The following is a 13,155-nucleotide window of genomic DNA, read 5'->3' on the forward strand; positions in this document are numbered from 1 at the left end:
GGGGTAGGCTCGGGCACTACGTAGGACGTACTAGAGACTTCTCCTAAGGCGTTTGGCAGTCTTGTTGACATGACGTTTGTTGTCCGGGCGGTCGCCGCCACCGATCAGGGCCTTGTCCGGTCCAACAACGAGGACGCGGTGTTCGTCGGCAACCGCCTTCTCGTGGTCGCGGACGGCATGGGCGGGCTTCCCGCCGGGGAGCTGGCCAGTGACATCCTGGTGCGGGCCCTCGGTGTGGTCGACGAGTTGCCCGACACCGGCGAGCCACTGCAGGACCTGATCGCGGCCCTGCAGACCGCCAACGAGCGCATCGAGGCGGCCGTGGCCGACGACGATGCCCGCGACGGCATGGGCACGACGGTGACCGCGCTGCTGCTGTCCGGTGACCGGATCGCCGCGCTCAACGTCGGCGATTCCCGGTGCTACCGGGTGCGCGACGGCGAGCTGACCCAGATCACCAAGGACGACACGTACGTTCAGGCGCTCGTCGACCAGGGGGTGCTGACCCCCGACGACGCCCGCCGGCACCCGCAGCGCGCCCTGGTGACCCAGGCGGTGCAGGGCGGCCCGTTCCGCCCGGCCGGCCGGATGCTGCCGGTGCAGCTCGGCGACCGCTTCCTGCTGTGCAGCGACGGCCTGTCCGACTACGTGGAAGACGCCGTGATCTGCCAGACCCTGCTGGCCAACCCCGACCGCAAGACGGCCGCGGCCGAGCTGGTGCACCGCACCCTGGAAAACGGCGCCCCCGACAACGTGACGGTGATCGTCGCCGACATCAACGAGTCCTGACGCTCCCCAGCGTTCGGCTTGTCCGAAGCAGGAAGGCCCGGTGCCGGATCACCTGGCCGTCCACGTCGGCGAACGCCTCGGTCTCCTCGATCGCCGTGCCGGTCCAGTCCGGCGCGGCGAACCCGTCGCGCAGCAGTTCCTCGCTGACGCCCCAGCTGCCACCGCCCGCCGCCTCGAAGACCGCCAGCACAAAGACGGTCGCGCCCGGAGCGGCGAGGCCGGGCAGCAGCGCGAGATAGTCGTCCACCCCGCTGTCGTACCGGGCCAGCCAGTGCAGCAGCCCCGAGTCGAAGATCGAGTCGAACGGCCCGTTCGTCAGCCGCAGCCGGGCTGCGTCCTGCACCTCGAAATGCACGTCCAGCCCGGCCGCTTTGGCGCGGGCCTGCTCGATCGCCGTGGCCGAGATGTCCACGCCGGTCACCCGGTGCCCGAGCCGGGCCAGCGCGATCGCGAGATCACCGCTGCCACAGCCGATGTCGAGCACCTTCGGCCCGCGCGCCTCCCCCAGCACCGCCGCGATGGCCGGCTGCGGCCCGCCGATCTCCCACGGCGGTTTCCCCCGGTAGAGCTCCTCGTAGTCCACTGCGCCCCCTCAGCCGGTCCGGCAGGCCGCGGTAAGGGCGTCGCCGGCCGACTTCCACTCGGCGTTGCTGTCGTTGGCGCTCGCGCCCATCTCGGCGGCCCGCTTGCGGATCAGGTCGTTCTCCGACTTGCTGGAATTGGCGGTCACCTTGTCGGCGAGGGCCAGGCGCGCGGTCTTGGCCTTGGCCTTCGGATAGCCGGCCGCGAAGTCGACGCAGGCCTGGTGAGCGGGCGTGTCGATGCCCTCCCGCTGGTCGCCGTCGTTGCCACCACCGGCCCGGCTCATCATGATCGCGACAACGGCCACACCCGCGACAGCGATGACGGTGATCTGGCGCCTGCTCAGCTTGAGCTTCACACCCGCAGGTTAACGTGCCGCCCCAGCCGGGGTGCGTTCACTCACGCTCCCCCATCCCACCGGGCGAGCAGCGCCGGCGGGGCGACGGCGCGGAAGGCGTCGGTGCACAGTTCGGCGATCTCGGTCCAATCCGGATCGCGGTCGAGACGCACGCCGAGCCAGCCGCGGTGGCCCACGTAGGGCGGCCGGAAGAAGCGGCCCGGTCGGTCACACCAGGTCCATGAACTCGCGTAGGGCGTCCTCGACCGCGCGCATCGTGCCGGGGGCCAGGTAGCCGTGGTTCTCGGTCAGGGAGCCTCGGTCGAGGATCTGGACCAGAGCGGGAATGCTCACCGAGGCGCCGCCGAACGGGTCGTCGCTGCACAGGTGCACGCCGAGCGGGTTGCTCTGCGGCAGGCCGCGGACCAGGATCAGGGCCCAGACGGCGACGCCGGGCTCCGCGTTGTACTCGTCGTTGCTGATCACCAGGACGTGGTGGCGGTCGTCGCCACGCACCCAGGTCCAGACCTGGCCGCGCTTCACCACCGGACACCGCGCAGCGCCACGTTGTTGCTCTCGGCCACCAGGGCGGGCTCGGCGCGCAGGAACTCGGCGTACGCCCGGGCGGCCGCCCGCTGCCGGGCCCGGCGCGCCTCGGGCAGCATGCGGCGCACCGCCTCGGTGACCGCCGCGGACGCGTTTCCGCTGCTCTGTAGGTATCCCGCAACGTCGTCGGGGACGCTGATGCTGAGCTTGACGGTCATACTTTCATCCTACCGGCCGAGCCGTGGGCGATCGGTCGCCGCCGGCCCGGCCGGGTCAACGGACGCGCGTCAGGCGTACGTGAGCGAGAAGCTGTTGCAGACGAAGTTGGACTGGCCGGCGGTGCCGGACAGCTCGAAGCCGAACTGGATGTCGCCGACCGTCACGTCGCCCCACCAGCCGTTGGTGCGCAGCCAGTTGAGCACCGACAGGACGTCGATCGACGCCGCGCTGGTGTTGCCGGCCGTGCGGATGAACGAGTAGACCGCGTTGGCGCCGTTGGAGCCGCGGTAGACGTTCCAGGTGTGGCCGCCGGCCGAGACGTTGGTGGCGGTCGGCACGGCCCCGTTGGAGTCGTACGACTCGGCGATCGGGCCCACGTTGCCGTACTTGTTGGCCCAGATCATGACCTCGTACGCGTTGCTGTTGGCCCAGATGTCGTAGGCGGTCTCGTGGTCGCCGTCGGACGGCACCGAGACGTTGAACGAGCTGGCCACCGAGCTGAGCGAGCTGAGCGTCCGGTTCAGGGTCTTGCCGGTGTGCGGGTACGCCTTCACGCCGCTGGTCCGCGGGTGGTTGGCCACCACGCCCCAGTTGGTGCCGGTGCGCGCCCAGATCGTCTGCGGCCCGGCCCCGGACCCCCAGACGTCGTTGTTCAGCGTGTACCCGTTGTTGGTCCACGAGTCCCACTGTCCGGTGGCGACCCAGGCCGCGTCGGCGGGTACTCCGCTGCTGGGCGCCGAGGTGGTGGGGGCCGCGGTGGTGGGTGTGGTGGTGACCCCGCCGGTGCACGTCGTGCCGTTCAGGGCGAACGACGCGGGTGCCGGATTCGTACCGTTCCACGATCCGTTGAAACCGAACGACTGGGTGCCGTTGGTGGCGATCGAACCGTTGTATCCGACATTCTTCGCGGTCACCGAGGAACCGCTTTGGGTCAGCGTCGTGTTCCACGCCTGAGTGACCGTCTGCCCGGCCCCGAACGACCAGACCAGGGTCCACGAACTGACCGCGTCCCCGAGGTTCTTGATCGTCACGTTGGCCCCGAACCCACTGGGCCATTGGCTGCTCACGGTGTAGGTGACGGTGCAGCCGGCGGCGGCGGAGGCCGGTAGCGCGACGACCACGGAGATCCCCGTGGCGGCCGCCAGGCACAGCCCGAGACAGCGACTTCGCATGAGTGCGTCTCCACTTCTCCCACGAGTAGTCGAAATCGGCCGTCGAAGCGCTTCGACAATGGCTTCGACAATTTCACCGACGTCAATGGATGATTGCCGGAATGCTAAATCGCGCCCCCATCACCGGGCAAGTGCGGCGTACCTTCGATCCCATGAGCAACAGGTGGTGGTCCATCGAGGTGCGCGATGGCGTGCTCTCGGCATTGCGGTGGAAGGACGGCTACGGCGAGGCCCTGCTCGAGGCCGCGCTGACCAACGGCGCCAAGCGCTGGGAGTGGACGATCATGCCCGGTGGGGTCGTCCTCGAGGTCGCCTTCCGCGAAACTGACGAGTGGGAGCGGTTCCGTGCCCTCCCGGTGGTGCAGGCCGCGCTCGACGCGACCCCCGACCCGGTCAACGGGCTCTACGTCTACCCCGGCCGCGGTGGCAGCGCCGCCTCGCCGTCGAAGCGGCCCAAGCCACGCCCGGCCGGTGCCGGCGCCGCGGCCATCCCGCTCCCGGTCGAGGAGATCGCGGCCGCCCGCCTGGCCGAGGCGGAGCCCCGAGCCGAGCAGCCCCTGAGAGAGTTCGCCGCTTAGATCAGGGATGGGTCAGGGCCCTTCCCCGATGCCCCCAACAGCGGGAAGCGCGATTCTTGAGTGGCCCGCAAGAACCGCTCAAGGAAGCGAGAGACCCATGAACTCGGTACACGACTCGATGACTCGCCAGGGCCTGGTCCGGCCGACCGAGGGGCGCATCATCGGCGGTGTCGTCGCCGGTCTGGCCAAGCGTTTCGGCCTCGACCCGTGGCTGGCCCGGCTCCTGTTCGTCGTCGTCCTGCTGGCCATCCCCGGCAGCCAGATCCTGATCTACCCGATCCTGTGGATCCTGATGCCGGCCGAGAAGCCCGCCTACGTCACCGCGTACCCGCCCGCCGTCTGAGCCCCGGTTCGGCACGCAGCGGTGATGTGGGCCCGGCTGCCGCCGGACCGGTCCGTACCCCACTCGGACCGTCCGGCGGCAGCGCCCGGGCCCGCCGGCGCACCACGACGAGCAACAGCAAAATCACCAGAACAACGGCGAGGGGTACGGCTCCGAGCACCGAGATCCAACCGGCCAGCCACTGCTGGATCCGGGACGCGGCGGCCACGATCGGATCGTGGCCGGCCAGTCGGAGATTCCGGGCGAGCCGCAGTTCGTACCAGCCGTAATAGGCCACGTAAAGACCGCTGACCACGAGGATCGCCCCGCCGATCCGGGGCACCAGGCCGAGCAGCCGCCGGGTCCGGGTGATCAGCGAGGAGCGCAGCAACGCCACCGCCACCGCGGTCACCCCGACGACCAGACCCATCCCGGCGGCGTAGGCGAGAAACAGCCCGACGCCGGACAGCAGGGTCGAGGCACGCAGGCTCGAGGCCACCAGGGCCAGGAACGGGCCGACCGCGCAGCCCAGCGAGGCGATCGCGTACGCCATCCCGAAGACCACCATCGACCACGTCGATCCGGTGAGGGCCGGCGCCCGTACGCCCCAGGTCGGCAGCGAACGCCCCAGCGTGAGCCAGACGCCCAGCCCGGCCAGCACCAGGCCGAGGACGACGGTCAGCCACGGCAGGCGCGGTTGCAGCTCCCCGGCCAGGGGTGTCAGGACCAGGCCGAACGTGCCGAAGACCAGGACGTACCCCAGGGTCAGCGCGAGGGTGCAACGCAGCGCTCGCCAAACGGCATTGCCCGGCGAGGCCGGGCCTTGGACCAACAGGACCGAGAGGTACGCGGGGAGCAGCGCGAAGCCGCACGGGTTGACCGCGCCCAGCATGCCGGCGGCGAGCGCGAGCCACACCTCAGGCCACCAGCGTCTTCACCTCGGCGGTGAGTTGCAGGTCGTCGAGGTAACCGACCTTGGTCACCTTGCCGGTGCGGTCGAGGAAGACGTACCAGCTCTGCTGGGTGATCTTGAAGCGCTTCCAGATCGCGCCGGCCTGGTCGTCCAGGTGCGGCATGCTGTCCAGCTCGAAGTCCGAGACGAACGCGTGCATGTCCTTGTTGCTGCCCAGCCCGGCGACGCCGAGGATGCCGAGCCGGCCCTGGTACTCCTCGGCCAGGTCGGCGATGCTCTGCGCCTCACTCGCGCAGGTCGCGCACCACGGCGCCCAGAACCAGAGGATGGCCGGCTTCCCGGCCAGCGCCGCCGCGTTGTAGGCCGTCCCGTCCAGCGTCTGCCCGCTGAACTTCAGCGAGGCCGGCACCACGTCCGGGATCACCGGGGCCGGGCTCGCCGGGCCCTCGTCCGAGGGTGGCAGGGACGCGGCCGTGATCGGCGCGGACTGCGGTGCCGCCTCGACGGGCACCGAGCACCCAGTTAGTGCGGCGACCAGGACCAGCGCTAGAAAACGTCTCAATGGGAAGCCTTCGCGTCGTCGAGCCGCAGGGCGAGCGCCGGGCAGACGTTTACCGCCTTGCGGGCGCCGCTCTCCAGCCAGGGCGGCAGCGGCGTCTGGGGGAACGCCGGGAAGCCGTTCGAGTCGAGCCGGATGATCTCGGGGGCGACCGCCGAGCAGAGGCCGTGCCCGTCGCAGCGCGACCAGTCCAGGGCCAGCTTCCGCGCCCCGGTCTCGGCCGTGTACGGCAGCGGCAGGATGCCCTTGACCGACTTGCCGCAGCCCTCGCCGTTGGTGTGCGACTCCACGTCCTTGGCGAACACCTCGAGCGCGGACAGCGCGAACCGGGAGGTGCCGTCGGGGTGGCTGCACGCGCCGCGGCCCTTGACCACGCCGGCCGCCTGCCGCACGTTGTCCACCGCGTTGCCGCCGAGCGAGACCAGGGTGACCGCGCGGGCCAGGTCGGGCAGGCCGAGCCGGCACGGGCCGCACTGGCCGGCCGACTCGCCGGCCAGGTACTGCACGACCTGGGAGACCTCGCCGAGCGGGCAGGTCTTCGAGCCGATCGGGATCAGCATGCCGGCGCCGAGCGTGCCGCCGACCTTGGCGAAACCCTTGCGGGAGATCGTCACGGTGGCCGCCGCCTCGGCGGTGATCCACTTGCCGTGGTAACCACCGACCAGCAGGCCCGGGCCGATGTCGGCACCGCACATGTTCAGCACGTCCATCAGCGGGGTGCCGCTGGGCGCCTCGACCACGGCCGGACTGCTGGACGCGCCGCCCACGGTCAGCATGACCGTGCCCGGCTCCTCCGGGATGCCGACCGCGTTGTACTCCCACGGTCCGAGCCGGGCGGCGATCGCCAGCTGGGAGAACGTCTCCGCGTTGGACAGCAGGGTGGGCAGGCCCATCACGCCGTTGTCGCTGGAGCGCACCTTGCGGCCGGGCGGGATGTGCGCCTCGCCGTTGATGCCGCGGACCAGCGCGCCGCCCTCACCGGAGATGAACCGGTGCGGGACGGTGACGATCCGGGTCGGGCACGGCATCCGCCGCTCGGCCAGCGCCGCGGTGATCGAGCTCTGGCCGATGCCGTCGTCGGCGATGCCGATGACGATCTCCTCGGCGTCCAGCGCCGCCGCGGCCAGCGCCGCGCCGTCCAGGATCAGGTGCGGGGCGCGGGTGAGGATCGCCTTGTCCTTCCAGGACGGCGGCTCACCTTCGGTGCCGTTGACCACGATCACCGGCGGCAGGTCCTGCCGCCGGCACGAGTCGAGCACGGCCCGGACCTTGCGGGCGAACGGGAAACCCGCTCCCCCGCGTCCGCGCAGCTCGATCCGGTCGGCCAGGCCGATCAGCTCACCCGAGGACAGCGCGGCGAACCCGCCGTGCACCTCCTGGTGGGCGACCAGATCGAGGCGGCCGTACTCGTCGAAGCCGGCGGTCAATCGCGGAACGCCGATCGAAGTGACCGGCGGAACCTGGGCGGTGCTCAATTCGCTTCCCCTCGCAGCTGCGACCAGTACTGGTCGTCAGCGACGTCGTCGCTCAACCGGCCGCGGCCGTTGCGGCGAGCCCCCCGGCCCGCCCGGTCGGTACCGGATTCCTGCTCAGCCCGGCGGGCCCGGCGCGACGCCATGTCGACAAGCGTCGGCGTCTCGTCCGGGTCGGCCATGTCTACGAAGCCACTACGGCTGTGTCGTCCCGAGTCGGCGCGGTCAAGGTCTGCGCCCCGGTCGCGCCGGTCCCGGGGCGCGTCCTCGGTCTCCGGGCCGAAGTCGCTGTACCGCGGTTCGTACCTGCTCCGGCGGGCCGGCGGTTCCTCGTCGTAGCGGGAGCGCTGCCGGGGCATCTGCGGCTCGTCGAACTCCGCGTCGGCCCGGCGGCGGCCACGCGGGGCCTCGTCGTACTCCGGCTGCTCGGCGGGGCGGCGCCGGGGGCGTGGGTCGAAGTCGTCGTCGGCGGCGTAGCGACGGCCACGCGACGGCTCATCGGCCTCGATCCGGCGCATCCCGGTGGAGGTGTCGTCCATCTCGACCCGACGCATCCGGGTCGAGGTGTCGTCCATCTCGACGCGGCGCATGCGGGTGGAGGTGTCGTCCATCTCCGGGCGGCGCATCCGGGTCGAGGTGTCCTCGAGATCGGGGCGGCGCATCCGGGTCGACGTGTCCTCCAGTTCCGGGCGGCGCATCCGGGTCGACGTTTCCTCGCCGGGGTAGCGGCGACCGCCACGCGGGCCGGGCTCGTCGTACTCGATCTCGTCCTCGACCATCGGGCGGCGCTGCCGGGGCGCCGGGGCGACCAGGTCCTCGTCGGCGAAGCGACGGCCCCGCTCGGCGTCCTGCGGGGCGAGCTCCTGCACCGGCGGTGCGGTGTTGCGCGGCGCGGCCGGCTGGAACGCGTCGACCACGGCGACCGGGCCGAGCCGCTCGGGCTCGGGGGCCGGGGGGCCACCACGGCGCGGGGCCTTCATGGCCGGCGAGGCGGTGGGCACCATCTGGCCGACGCTGTTGGAGGCGCCGAGACCGGCCGGCGAGGCGAAGTCCTTGCGGCGGTTGAGGCTGACCGAGAGGCGTACGGCCAGGCCGATCAGCACCATCAGCACGCAGACGACGTAGCTGACGATGACCCACGGCTTGGCGGCGCGACCGGCGCCGAGGCCGTGCAGCAGGGCGAGCGGCCACATCAGGTACGAGATCGAGTGCAGCGCGCGCCACATCCAGGGCTTACCCCGGCCGATGAACCGGGCCCGGGCGATGCCCGTCCAGATGACCAGGACCAGGAGGTACGCGGTGATCTGACCGAGGCCGATGTAGAGCGCCTTGTTGCTCTGGGCGATGAACGGAATGAAGATGTCGATCACCCGGATGTGGCTCTCGGCGGTCTTCGTCCAGAGGTGGAAGAACAGCGAGACGACCGCGATCACACCGGTCGTGCGGTGGATGGACTGCAGGAAGACCCGCTGCCGGATGGACAGCACCAATCGGTCCGTGGAGACGAGCCCGACCATGATGGTGATCGAGATCGAGACCAGGACTAGCACGCCCATGTAAAACTCGAGGTACATGAAGACATAGACGTAGACGACTCGACCCATCGAGGTCATCATCGCGAGGGCCCAGATGGCGGCGAGAACGCTCGCACCTAGGACGAAGACGGAGCCTTTACCGACCGACCTCGTTCCGGTAGCTCCGACATCGACGGCCACACGATTGGCGGATCGCTGGTTGTTTCCTGTCCGGGCCATTTACTCCTCGTTCTCCGCAGCGGTTACACGTCCCGATGGGCGGTGGGACGCAGGCACCCGTGGGGGATGCCCCGTGCTTCACTCCTGCCGGGCAGCGACCGATCCCCCGGTCATTGCCCTCCCCCATCTACGTGTGCGGCGACGGTTCGGATGAACGGGCGACCCCGAATTTGTCAGCAAGTTTCCAGAGCTCCCGGCCGAACCCCTGCTGAGCTGCACCGATACCGACCGGTAACCCCCGGCTAAGCGAAAAATAAGGCGCGCCGGAGAGTGACGCCGCGCACCGGGTGAACCTTTCGCCGCCCCGCCACGAACCACCTGGTGTGCGGACGGTTCCACCAGCCGTGCTCTAAGGAGATGATGATCATGCGACACCTGGCGGCACGGGTACTCACCGCGCTGGCTCTGGTCGCCGCGCCATTGGCCTGGGCGTCGCCGGCGTCGGCGGACGTGCAGGGTTTCGCGGTGAACATCGGCGAGAACCCGGCCACGTTCACCATCGGCAAGCAGGCACGAACACTGACCGCGGTCGCGACGACCGAACGGCAGCAGCGACGTTGCATCAAGGTCCGGTGGGCCCTCACGGTGCGTACGGACGGCGTGAGCCTCGACCAGATCCGGGTCAACCGGGTCGAGGACGGCCAGACGTTCCGGGTCCGGACCCAGGTCGACGACGACGCGGCCAGCATCGTGGACGCCCAGCTCGACCCGGGTGAGCTGTGCCGGGACCAGACGGTCACCGGCCGCTGGGACATCGCGTTCACCGGCCCCGACGACGGCGAGGTGACCCTGGAGGCACGAGCCCTGGACGTCACCGGCCGGCAGCTGTCCTCGACGTCGACCACCAGCCGGGTGGTCACCGCGGTGGCCGCGAAGCCGAGCGCCAGCCCGTCCCCCTCCCCGAGCGAGACCGCCACCGAGGAGGAGACCGAGCCGGTGGCCGACACCGACACCACGCCACCCGGCGACCCGACGTCGGCGGCGGCCCTGAACCCGGCCTCCGGCACCCCGAGCGTGCTGGGTCCCGGCCTGATCATCGGCGCGGTCCTGGTCTTCCTGGGGGTGGCGCTGCTGCTGCGGATCCGCACCCGGAACCGCAAGGAGGACCCGGCCTGGCAGGCCCAGACCCAGGCCCTTCCGACCGGCTTCTACTCGATGCCCCGCCGCCGCAAGTAACGCCTTTTGATGAAGCCCGGCCATTTCAGTAAATAGTCTTTACTGATGATGGCCGGGCCCACTACGTTCGGCCCATGCGTCGCGCATCGATCGTCCTCGTTGCGGCCCTGATCGCGGCCGGCTGCGGCTCCACCCCTGCGCCCACCCCGGCCTCCCCGGCGGCGACCGCCGAGGTTCTCGGCCCCGGCCCGCGACACAACGCCGCCGACGTGGCGTTCGTCAGCGCCCTGATCCCCCACCACCGCGCGGGCATCGCCCTGGCCGGCTCGGTCGCGACCAACCCCGACGCCCGCACCCTGGCCGAGGCCATCATCGTCACCCAGCAGGACGAGGTGGTCCGGATGACGGATTGGCTGCGCGTCTGGGGTGCGAACCCGCCGGCCTCCACCCCGCCCGGCTCCGCGCCGGCCGCCCCGGTCCGCGCCCTGATCGCGCATCAGGAGGAGGCGGTGCGGCTGGCCCAGCAGGAGCAGGCGAACGGCGCCAACCCGACCGCCCTGGCGTACGCCGAGCAGATCGTCGAGTCCCGCACCGCCCAGATCGAGCAGCTGCGACAACTCCACGCACTCGCGTAGTTGCGCCCCGCGTCCGTTAGGAATAGAACATCATGCATGCGTTCGGGTGATATCGCGCGGGCATGGTTTGAGATGTGCCGAATGGGCGATGTGATGCTTTTCGAAAATCTGGCAACTGACGACTTCATCTGCCACGGCCCCGGCGGGATGGGCGACCGGGACACGTTTCTGGACTGGCTGCGGTGGTACCCGAGGGCCTTCTCCGAGCAGCGCCCCTCGCTCGAGGACGTGATCGACGGCGGCGACCGGGTGGTGGCGCGCTACACCGTGCGGTCCACCTACCGCGGCGGCTACCTCGACCTGCCGGGCCGGGACCAGGAGGTCGAGGAGACCGGCATCATCATCTTCCGGCTCGACGACGGCAAGGTGGCCGAGACCTGGTTCGAGGGCAACGACCTGGAGGTGGCCCAGCAGCTCGGCGGCCGGGTGCACGCCCCCGAGCGCTGAACTTTCTCAGGAAAGCGCTTGCCTGCATCGATGCGCGTTGATTGAATGACGGGCATGTCGCTGGATCGAAGGATGCTTCTGCGGGCCGCCGCCGCTGGTGCGGTCGCCTCGGCGTACGGGATGAGCCCGGCCCAAGCCCACGGCCGCCGCCGCACCGTTTTCGTGGCCGGCGATTCGACCGCCGCCACCTATGCCACCGCCGACGTGCCCCGGGCGGGCTGGGGCCAGGCGCTGCCCGCGTTCCTCCGGCCGGAGGTCGCCGTGCAGAACGGCGCGCTCTCCGGGGCCAGCTCGAAGAGCTTCGCCGACCTCGGCCGGCTCGATCTCATCCTCGACGCGATCAAGCCCGGTGACACGCTGCTGGTGTCGTTCGGGCACAACGACGAGAAGGTCGAGGACCCGGCCCGCTACACCGAGCCGTGGACGACCTTCCAGGACTACCTGCGGCTCTACCTGGACGGCGCGCGGGCCAACCGGGCCCACCCGGTGCTGGTCACGCCGGTCGAGCGGCGGCGGTTCCGGGCCGACGGGACGCCCTATCTCTCGCACGGCGAATACCCCGACTCGATGCGCGCCCTCGCCGAGGCCACCGGCACCCCGCTGATCGACCTGACCGCGCTGTCGTTCGCGCTGTGGAGCACGCTCGGCCCGGAGGCGACCAAGGACTACTTCCTCTGGCTCGACCCGGGCGAGCAGCCGAACTACCCGGCCGGCGTCGCCGACAACACCCACTTCCAGGCGCATGGCGCGATCGAGGTGGCCCGCCTGGTGGCCGACGCCGCCGGCTGCGACATCCCGGGCGTCGACCCACGAGCCCTGCACAACCCGTCGATCCCGGACAGCGTGCTGACCTGGCCGGCCACCCGCCCGGCCGAAAGCTGACCTACCCGGCCGGAAGCCAGCGGGTCAGCAGCGGCAGGACCACGGCCGCCTGCATCGCGGCGATGTGGTCGGCGCCGGGGACGACCTCGATCTGCCAGCCCTGGGCGGTCAGCCGGTCGCGGTTCGCGATCAAAGGGCCGACCATGTCGACGACCACGTCGCCCCATTTCGGCCCGTACACAATGGTGTCCTTCTCGCCGGCGAAAGCCAGCTTCGGCATCGGCGGCAGGCCGATGGCGAGATCGTCGAAATCCCGCAGGGACTCGTAGAGCGAGAGGTACTGCCGGGTCTGGTCCGGGGTCAGCGTCATCTCGGCGCTGTCCCAATCGCCCGGCGCCGGGGTCGCCGGGTTGGCCGGCGGGTTCAGCGACATCTGGTAGGTCGCCCGGGTGACCTCGAGCATCGGGGCGTAGGGACCGCCGACCGGCGGGAAGCCGCCCATCGCCAGCCCGGTCAGGCGGTCGGTGCGGACGGCCAGTTGCAGGCCGGCCAGGGCCAGCCAGGAATAGCCGTAATAGGCGAAACGGCCGGCCGAGCCGGCATCGGCGATCGCCAGGAGATCCGCGGCCAGGTTTACCGCATTGAGCGTACGGGGTTTGGGGTGCGCCGCCAGGTGCCCCTCGTAGTCGGCGGCGATCACCCGGAAACCGGCCGCGACCAGGCCGGTCACCAGATGGTGGCCGAGGTTGGGGTCGGCACCCCAGGCCCGGATCTGCTCGGCCTCGAGGCCCTCGATCACCCGGGTGCTGACCGGCAGCAGCACCGCGGGGCCGTCGCCGAGCACGGTTACCTCGATCGGCGCGTCGTCATGCAGTAGTGCAGTAGGCATACA

The 13,155-nt window shown here is 70.7% G+C and carries 17 protein-coding genes; 7 read left to right on the top strand and 10 right to left on the bottom strand.

Annotation, left to right across the window (positions count from 1 at the left end; genetic code table 11):
- The first annotated feature begins 69 nt into the window (after window positions 1-69).
- Window positions 70-789, top strand: coding sequence for a PP2C family protein-serine/threonine phosphatase (locus tag Ate02nite_RS40015; RefSeq protein WP_203813142.1), 720 nt, complete (start codon window positions 70-72; stop codon window positions 787-789).
- Here the strand turns inward: Ate02nite_RS40015 and Ate02nite_RS40020 are convergent.
- The 5 genes from Ate02nite_RS40020 to Ate02nite_RS49760 all read right to left on the bottom strand — a co-directional run bounded on the left by Ate02nite_RS40020 (window position 776) and on the right by Ate02nite_RS49760 (window position 3,645).
- On the bottom strand, window positions 776-1,372 hold the full coding sequence (locus tag Ate02nite_RS40020; protein WP_203813143.1) for a class I SAM-dependent methyltransferase: 597 nt from the start codon (window positions 1,370-1,372) through the stop codon (window positions 776-778). The genes Ate02nite_RS40015 and Ate02nite_RS40020 overlap by 14 nt on opposite strands.
- A gap of 9 nt (window positions 1,373-1,381) precedes the next feature.
- On the bottom strand, window positions 1,382-1,729 hold the full coding sequence (locus Ate02nite_RS40025; protein ID WP_203813144.1) for a hypothetical protein: 348 nt from the start codon (window positions 1,727-1,729) through the stop codon (window positions 1,382-1,384).
- A gap of 207 nt (window positions 1,730-1,936) precedes the next feature.
- Complete coding sequence (locus Ate02nite_RS40035) at window positions 1,937-2,254, bottom strand: type II toxin-antitoxin system PemK/MazF family toxin (RefSeq protein WP_203813145.1); 318 nt, start codon at window positions 2,252-2,254, stop codon at window positions 1,937-1,939.
- Entirely contained in the window at window positions 2,248-2,472 is a 225-nt protein-coding gene (locus tag Ate02nite_RS40040; protein ID WP_203813146.1) for a hypothetical protein, read from the bottom strand. The genes Ate02nite_RS40035 and Ate02nite_RS40040 overlap by 7 nt, the downstream gene beginning before the upstream one ends.
- A 69-nt stretch (window positions 2,473-2,541) precedes the next feature.
- Entirely contained in the window at window positions 2,542-3,645 is a 1,104-nt protein-coding gene (locus Ate02nite_RS49760; protein ID WP_307873300.1) for a glycoside hydrolase family 12 protein, read from the bottom strand.
- Window positions 3,646-3,797: 152 nt separating this feature from the next.
- Here Ate02nite_RS49760 and Ate02nite_RS40050 point away from each other — a divergent pair, with 152 nt between their 5' ends.
- Entirely contained in the window at window positions 3,798-4,223 is a 426-nt protein-coding gene (locus Ate02nite_RS40050; protein ID WP_203813147.1) for a hypothetical protein, read from the top strand.
- A gap of 97 nt (window positions 4,224-4,320) precedes the next feature.
- Entirely contained in the window at window positions 4,321-4,566 is a 246-nt protein-coding gene (locus tag Ate02nite_RS40055) for a PspC domain-containing protein (RefSeq protein WP_203813148.1), read from the top strand.
- On the opposite strand, the gene Ate02nite_RS40060 is transcribed toward Ate02nite_RS40055, so the two are convergent.
- The 4 genes from Ate02nite_RS40060 to Ate02nite_RS40075 are packed head-to-tail and all read right to left on the bottom strand — an operon-like array spanning window position 4,541 to window position 9,093.
- On the bottom strand, window positions 4,541-5,437 hold the full coding sequence (locus Ate02nite_RS40060; RefSeq protein WP_203813356.1) for a cytochrome c biogenesis CcdA family protein: 897 nt from the start codon (window positions 5,435-5,437) through the stop codon (window positions 4,541-4,543). The two genes, Ate02nite_RS40055 and Ate02nite_RS40060, sit on opposite strands and share 26 nt — an antisense overlap.
- A gap of 25 nt (window positions 5,438-5,462) precedes the next feature.
- Entirely contained in the window at window positions 5,463-6,020 is a 558-nt protein-coding gene (locus Ate02nite_RS40065) for a redoxin domain-containing protein (protein ID WP_203813149.1), read from the bottom strand.
- The gene (locus Ate02nite_RS40070; RefSeq protein WP_203813150.1) at window positions 6,017-7,492 is read right to left on the bottom strand and encodes an NADH-quinone oxidoreductase subunit NuoF family protein; all 1,476 of its coding nucleotides are present in this window, start codon (window positions 7,490-7,492) and stop codon (window positions 6,017-6,019) included. The genes Ate02nite_RS40065 and Ate02nite_RS40070 overlap by 4 nt, the downstream gene beginning before the upstream one ends.
- Entirely contained in the window at window positions 7,489-9,093 is a 1,605-nt protein-coding gene (locus Ate02nite_RS40075; RefSeq protein WP_239148062.1) for a translation initiation factor III, read from the bottom strand. The genes Ate02nite_RS40070 and Ate02nite_RS40075 overlap by 4 nt, the downstream gene beginning before the upstream one ends.
- A 516-nt stretch (window positions 9,094-9,609) precedes the next feature.
- Here Ate02nite_RS40075 and Ate02nite_RS40080 point away from each other — a divergent pair.
- The 4 genes from Ate02nite_RS40080 to Ate02nite_RS40095 all read left to right on the top strand — a co-directional run bounded on the left by Ate02nite_RS40080 (window position 9,610) and on the right by Ate02nite_RS40095 (window position 12,323).
- Window positions 9,610-10,419, top strand: coding sequence for a hypothetical protein (locus tag Ate02nite_RS40080; protein ID WP_203813152.1), 810 nt, complete (start codon window positions 9,610-9,612; stop codon window positions 10,417-10,419).
- 74 nt (window positions 10,420-10,493) lie between these two features.
- Window positions 10,494-10,994, top strand: a complete 501-nt coding sequence (locus Ate02nite_RS40085; RefSeq protein WP_203813153.1) for a DUF305 domain-containing protein — start codon at window positions 10,494-10,496, stop codon at window positions 10,992-10,994.
- A gap of 36 nt (window positions 10,995-11,030) precedes the next feature.
- Window positions 11,031-11,441 carry an ester cyclase gene (locus tag Ate02nite_RS40090; RefSeq protein ID WP_275422994.1) on the top strand — a complete coding sequence of 137 codons (411 nt, stop codon included), beginning with the start codon at window positions 11,031-11,033 and terminating at the stop codon, window positions 11,439-11,441.
- 72 nt (window positions 11,442-11,513) lie between these two features.
- Window positions 11,514-12,323: a rhamnogalacturonan acetylesterase gene (locus tag Ate02nite_RS40095; protein WP_203813155.1), complete on the top strand. Its 810-nt coding sequence runs from the start codon at window positions 11,514-11,516 to the stop codon at window positions 12,321-12,323.
- 1 nt (window position 12,324) lies between these two features.
- Here the strand turns inward: Ate02nite_RS40095 and Ate02nite_RS40100 are convergent, their stop codons facing one another.
- A complete protein-coding gene (locus tag Ate02nite_RS40100; protein ID WP_203813156.1) occupies window positions 12,325-13,152 on the bottom strand; it encodes an alpha/beta hydrolase in 828 nt (275 codons plus the stop codon).
- Between the last annotated feature and the right edge of the window lie 3 nt (window positions 13,153-13,155).

It is taken from the genome of Paractinoplanes tereljensis, from assembly GCF_016862435.1.
GTDB lineage: Bacteria > Actinomycetota > Actinomycetes > Mycobacteriales > Micromonosporaceae > Actinoplanes > Actinoplanes tereljensis.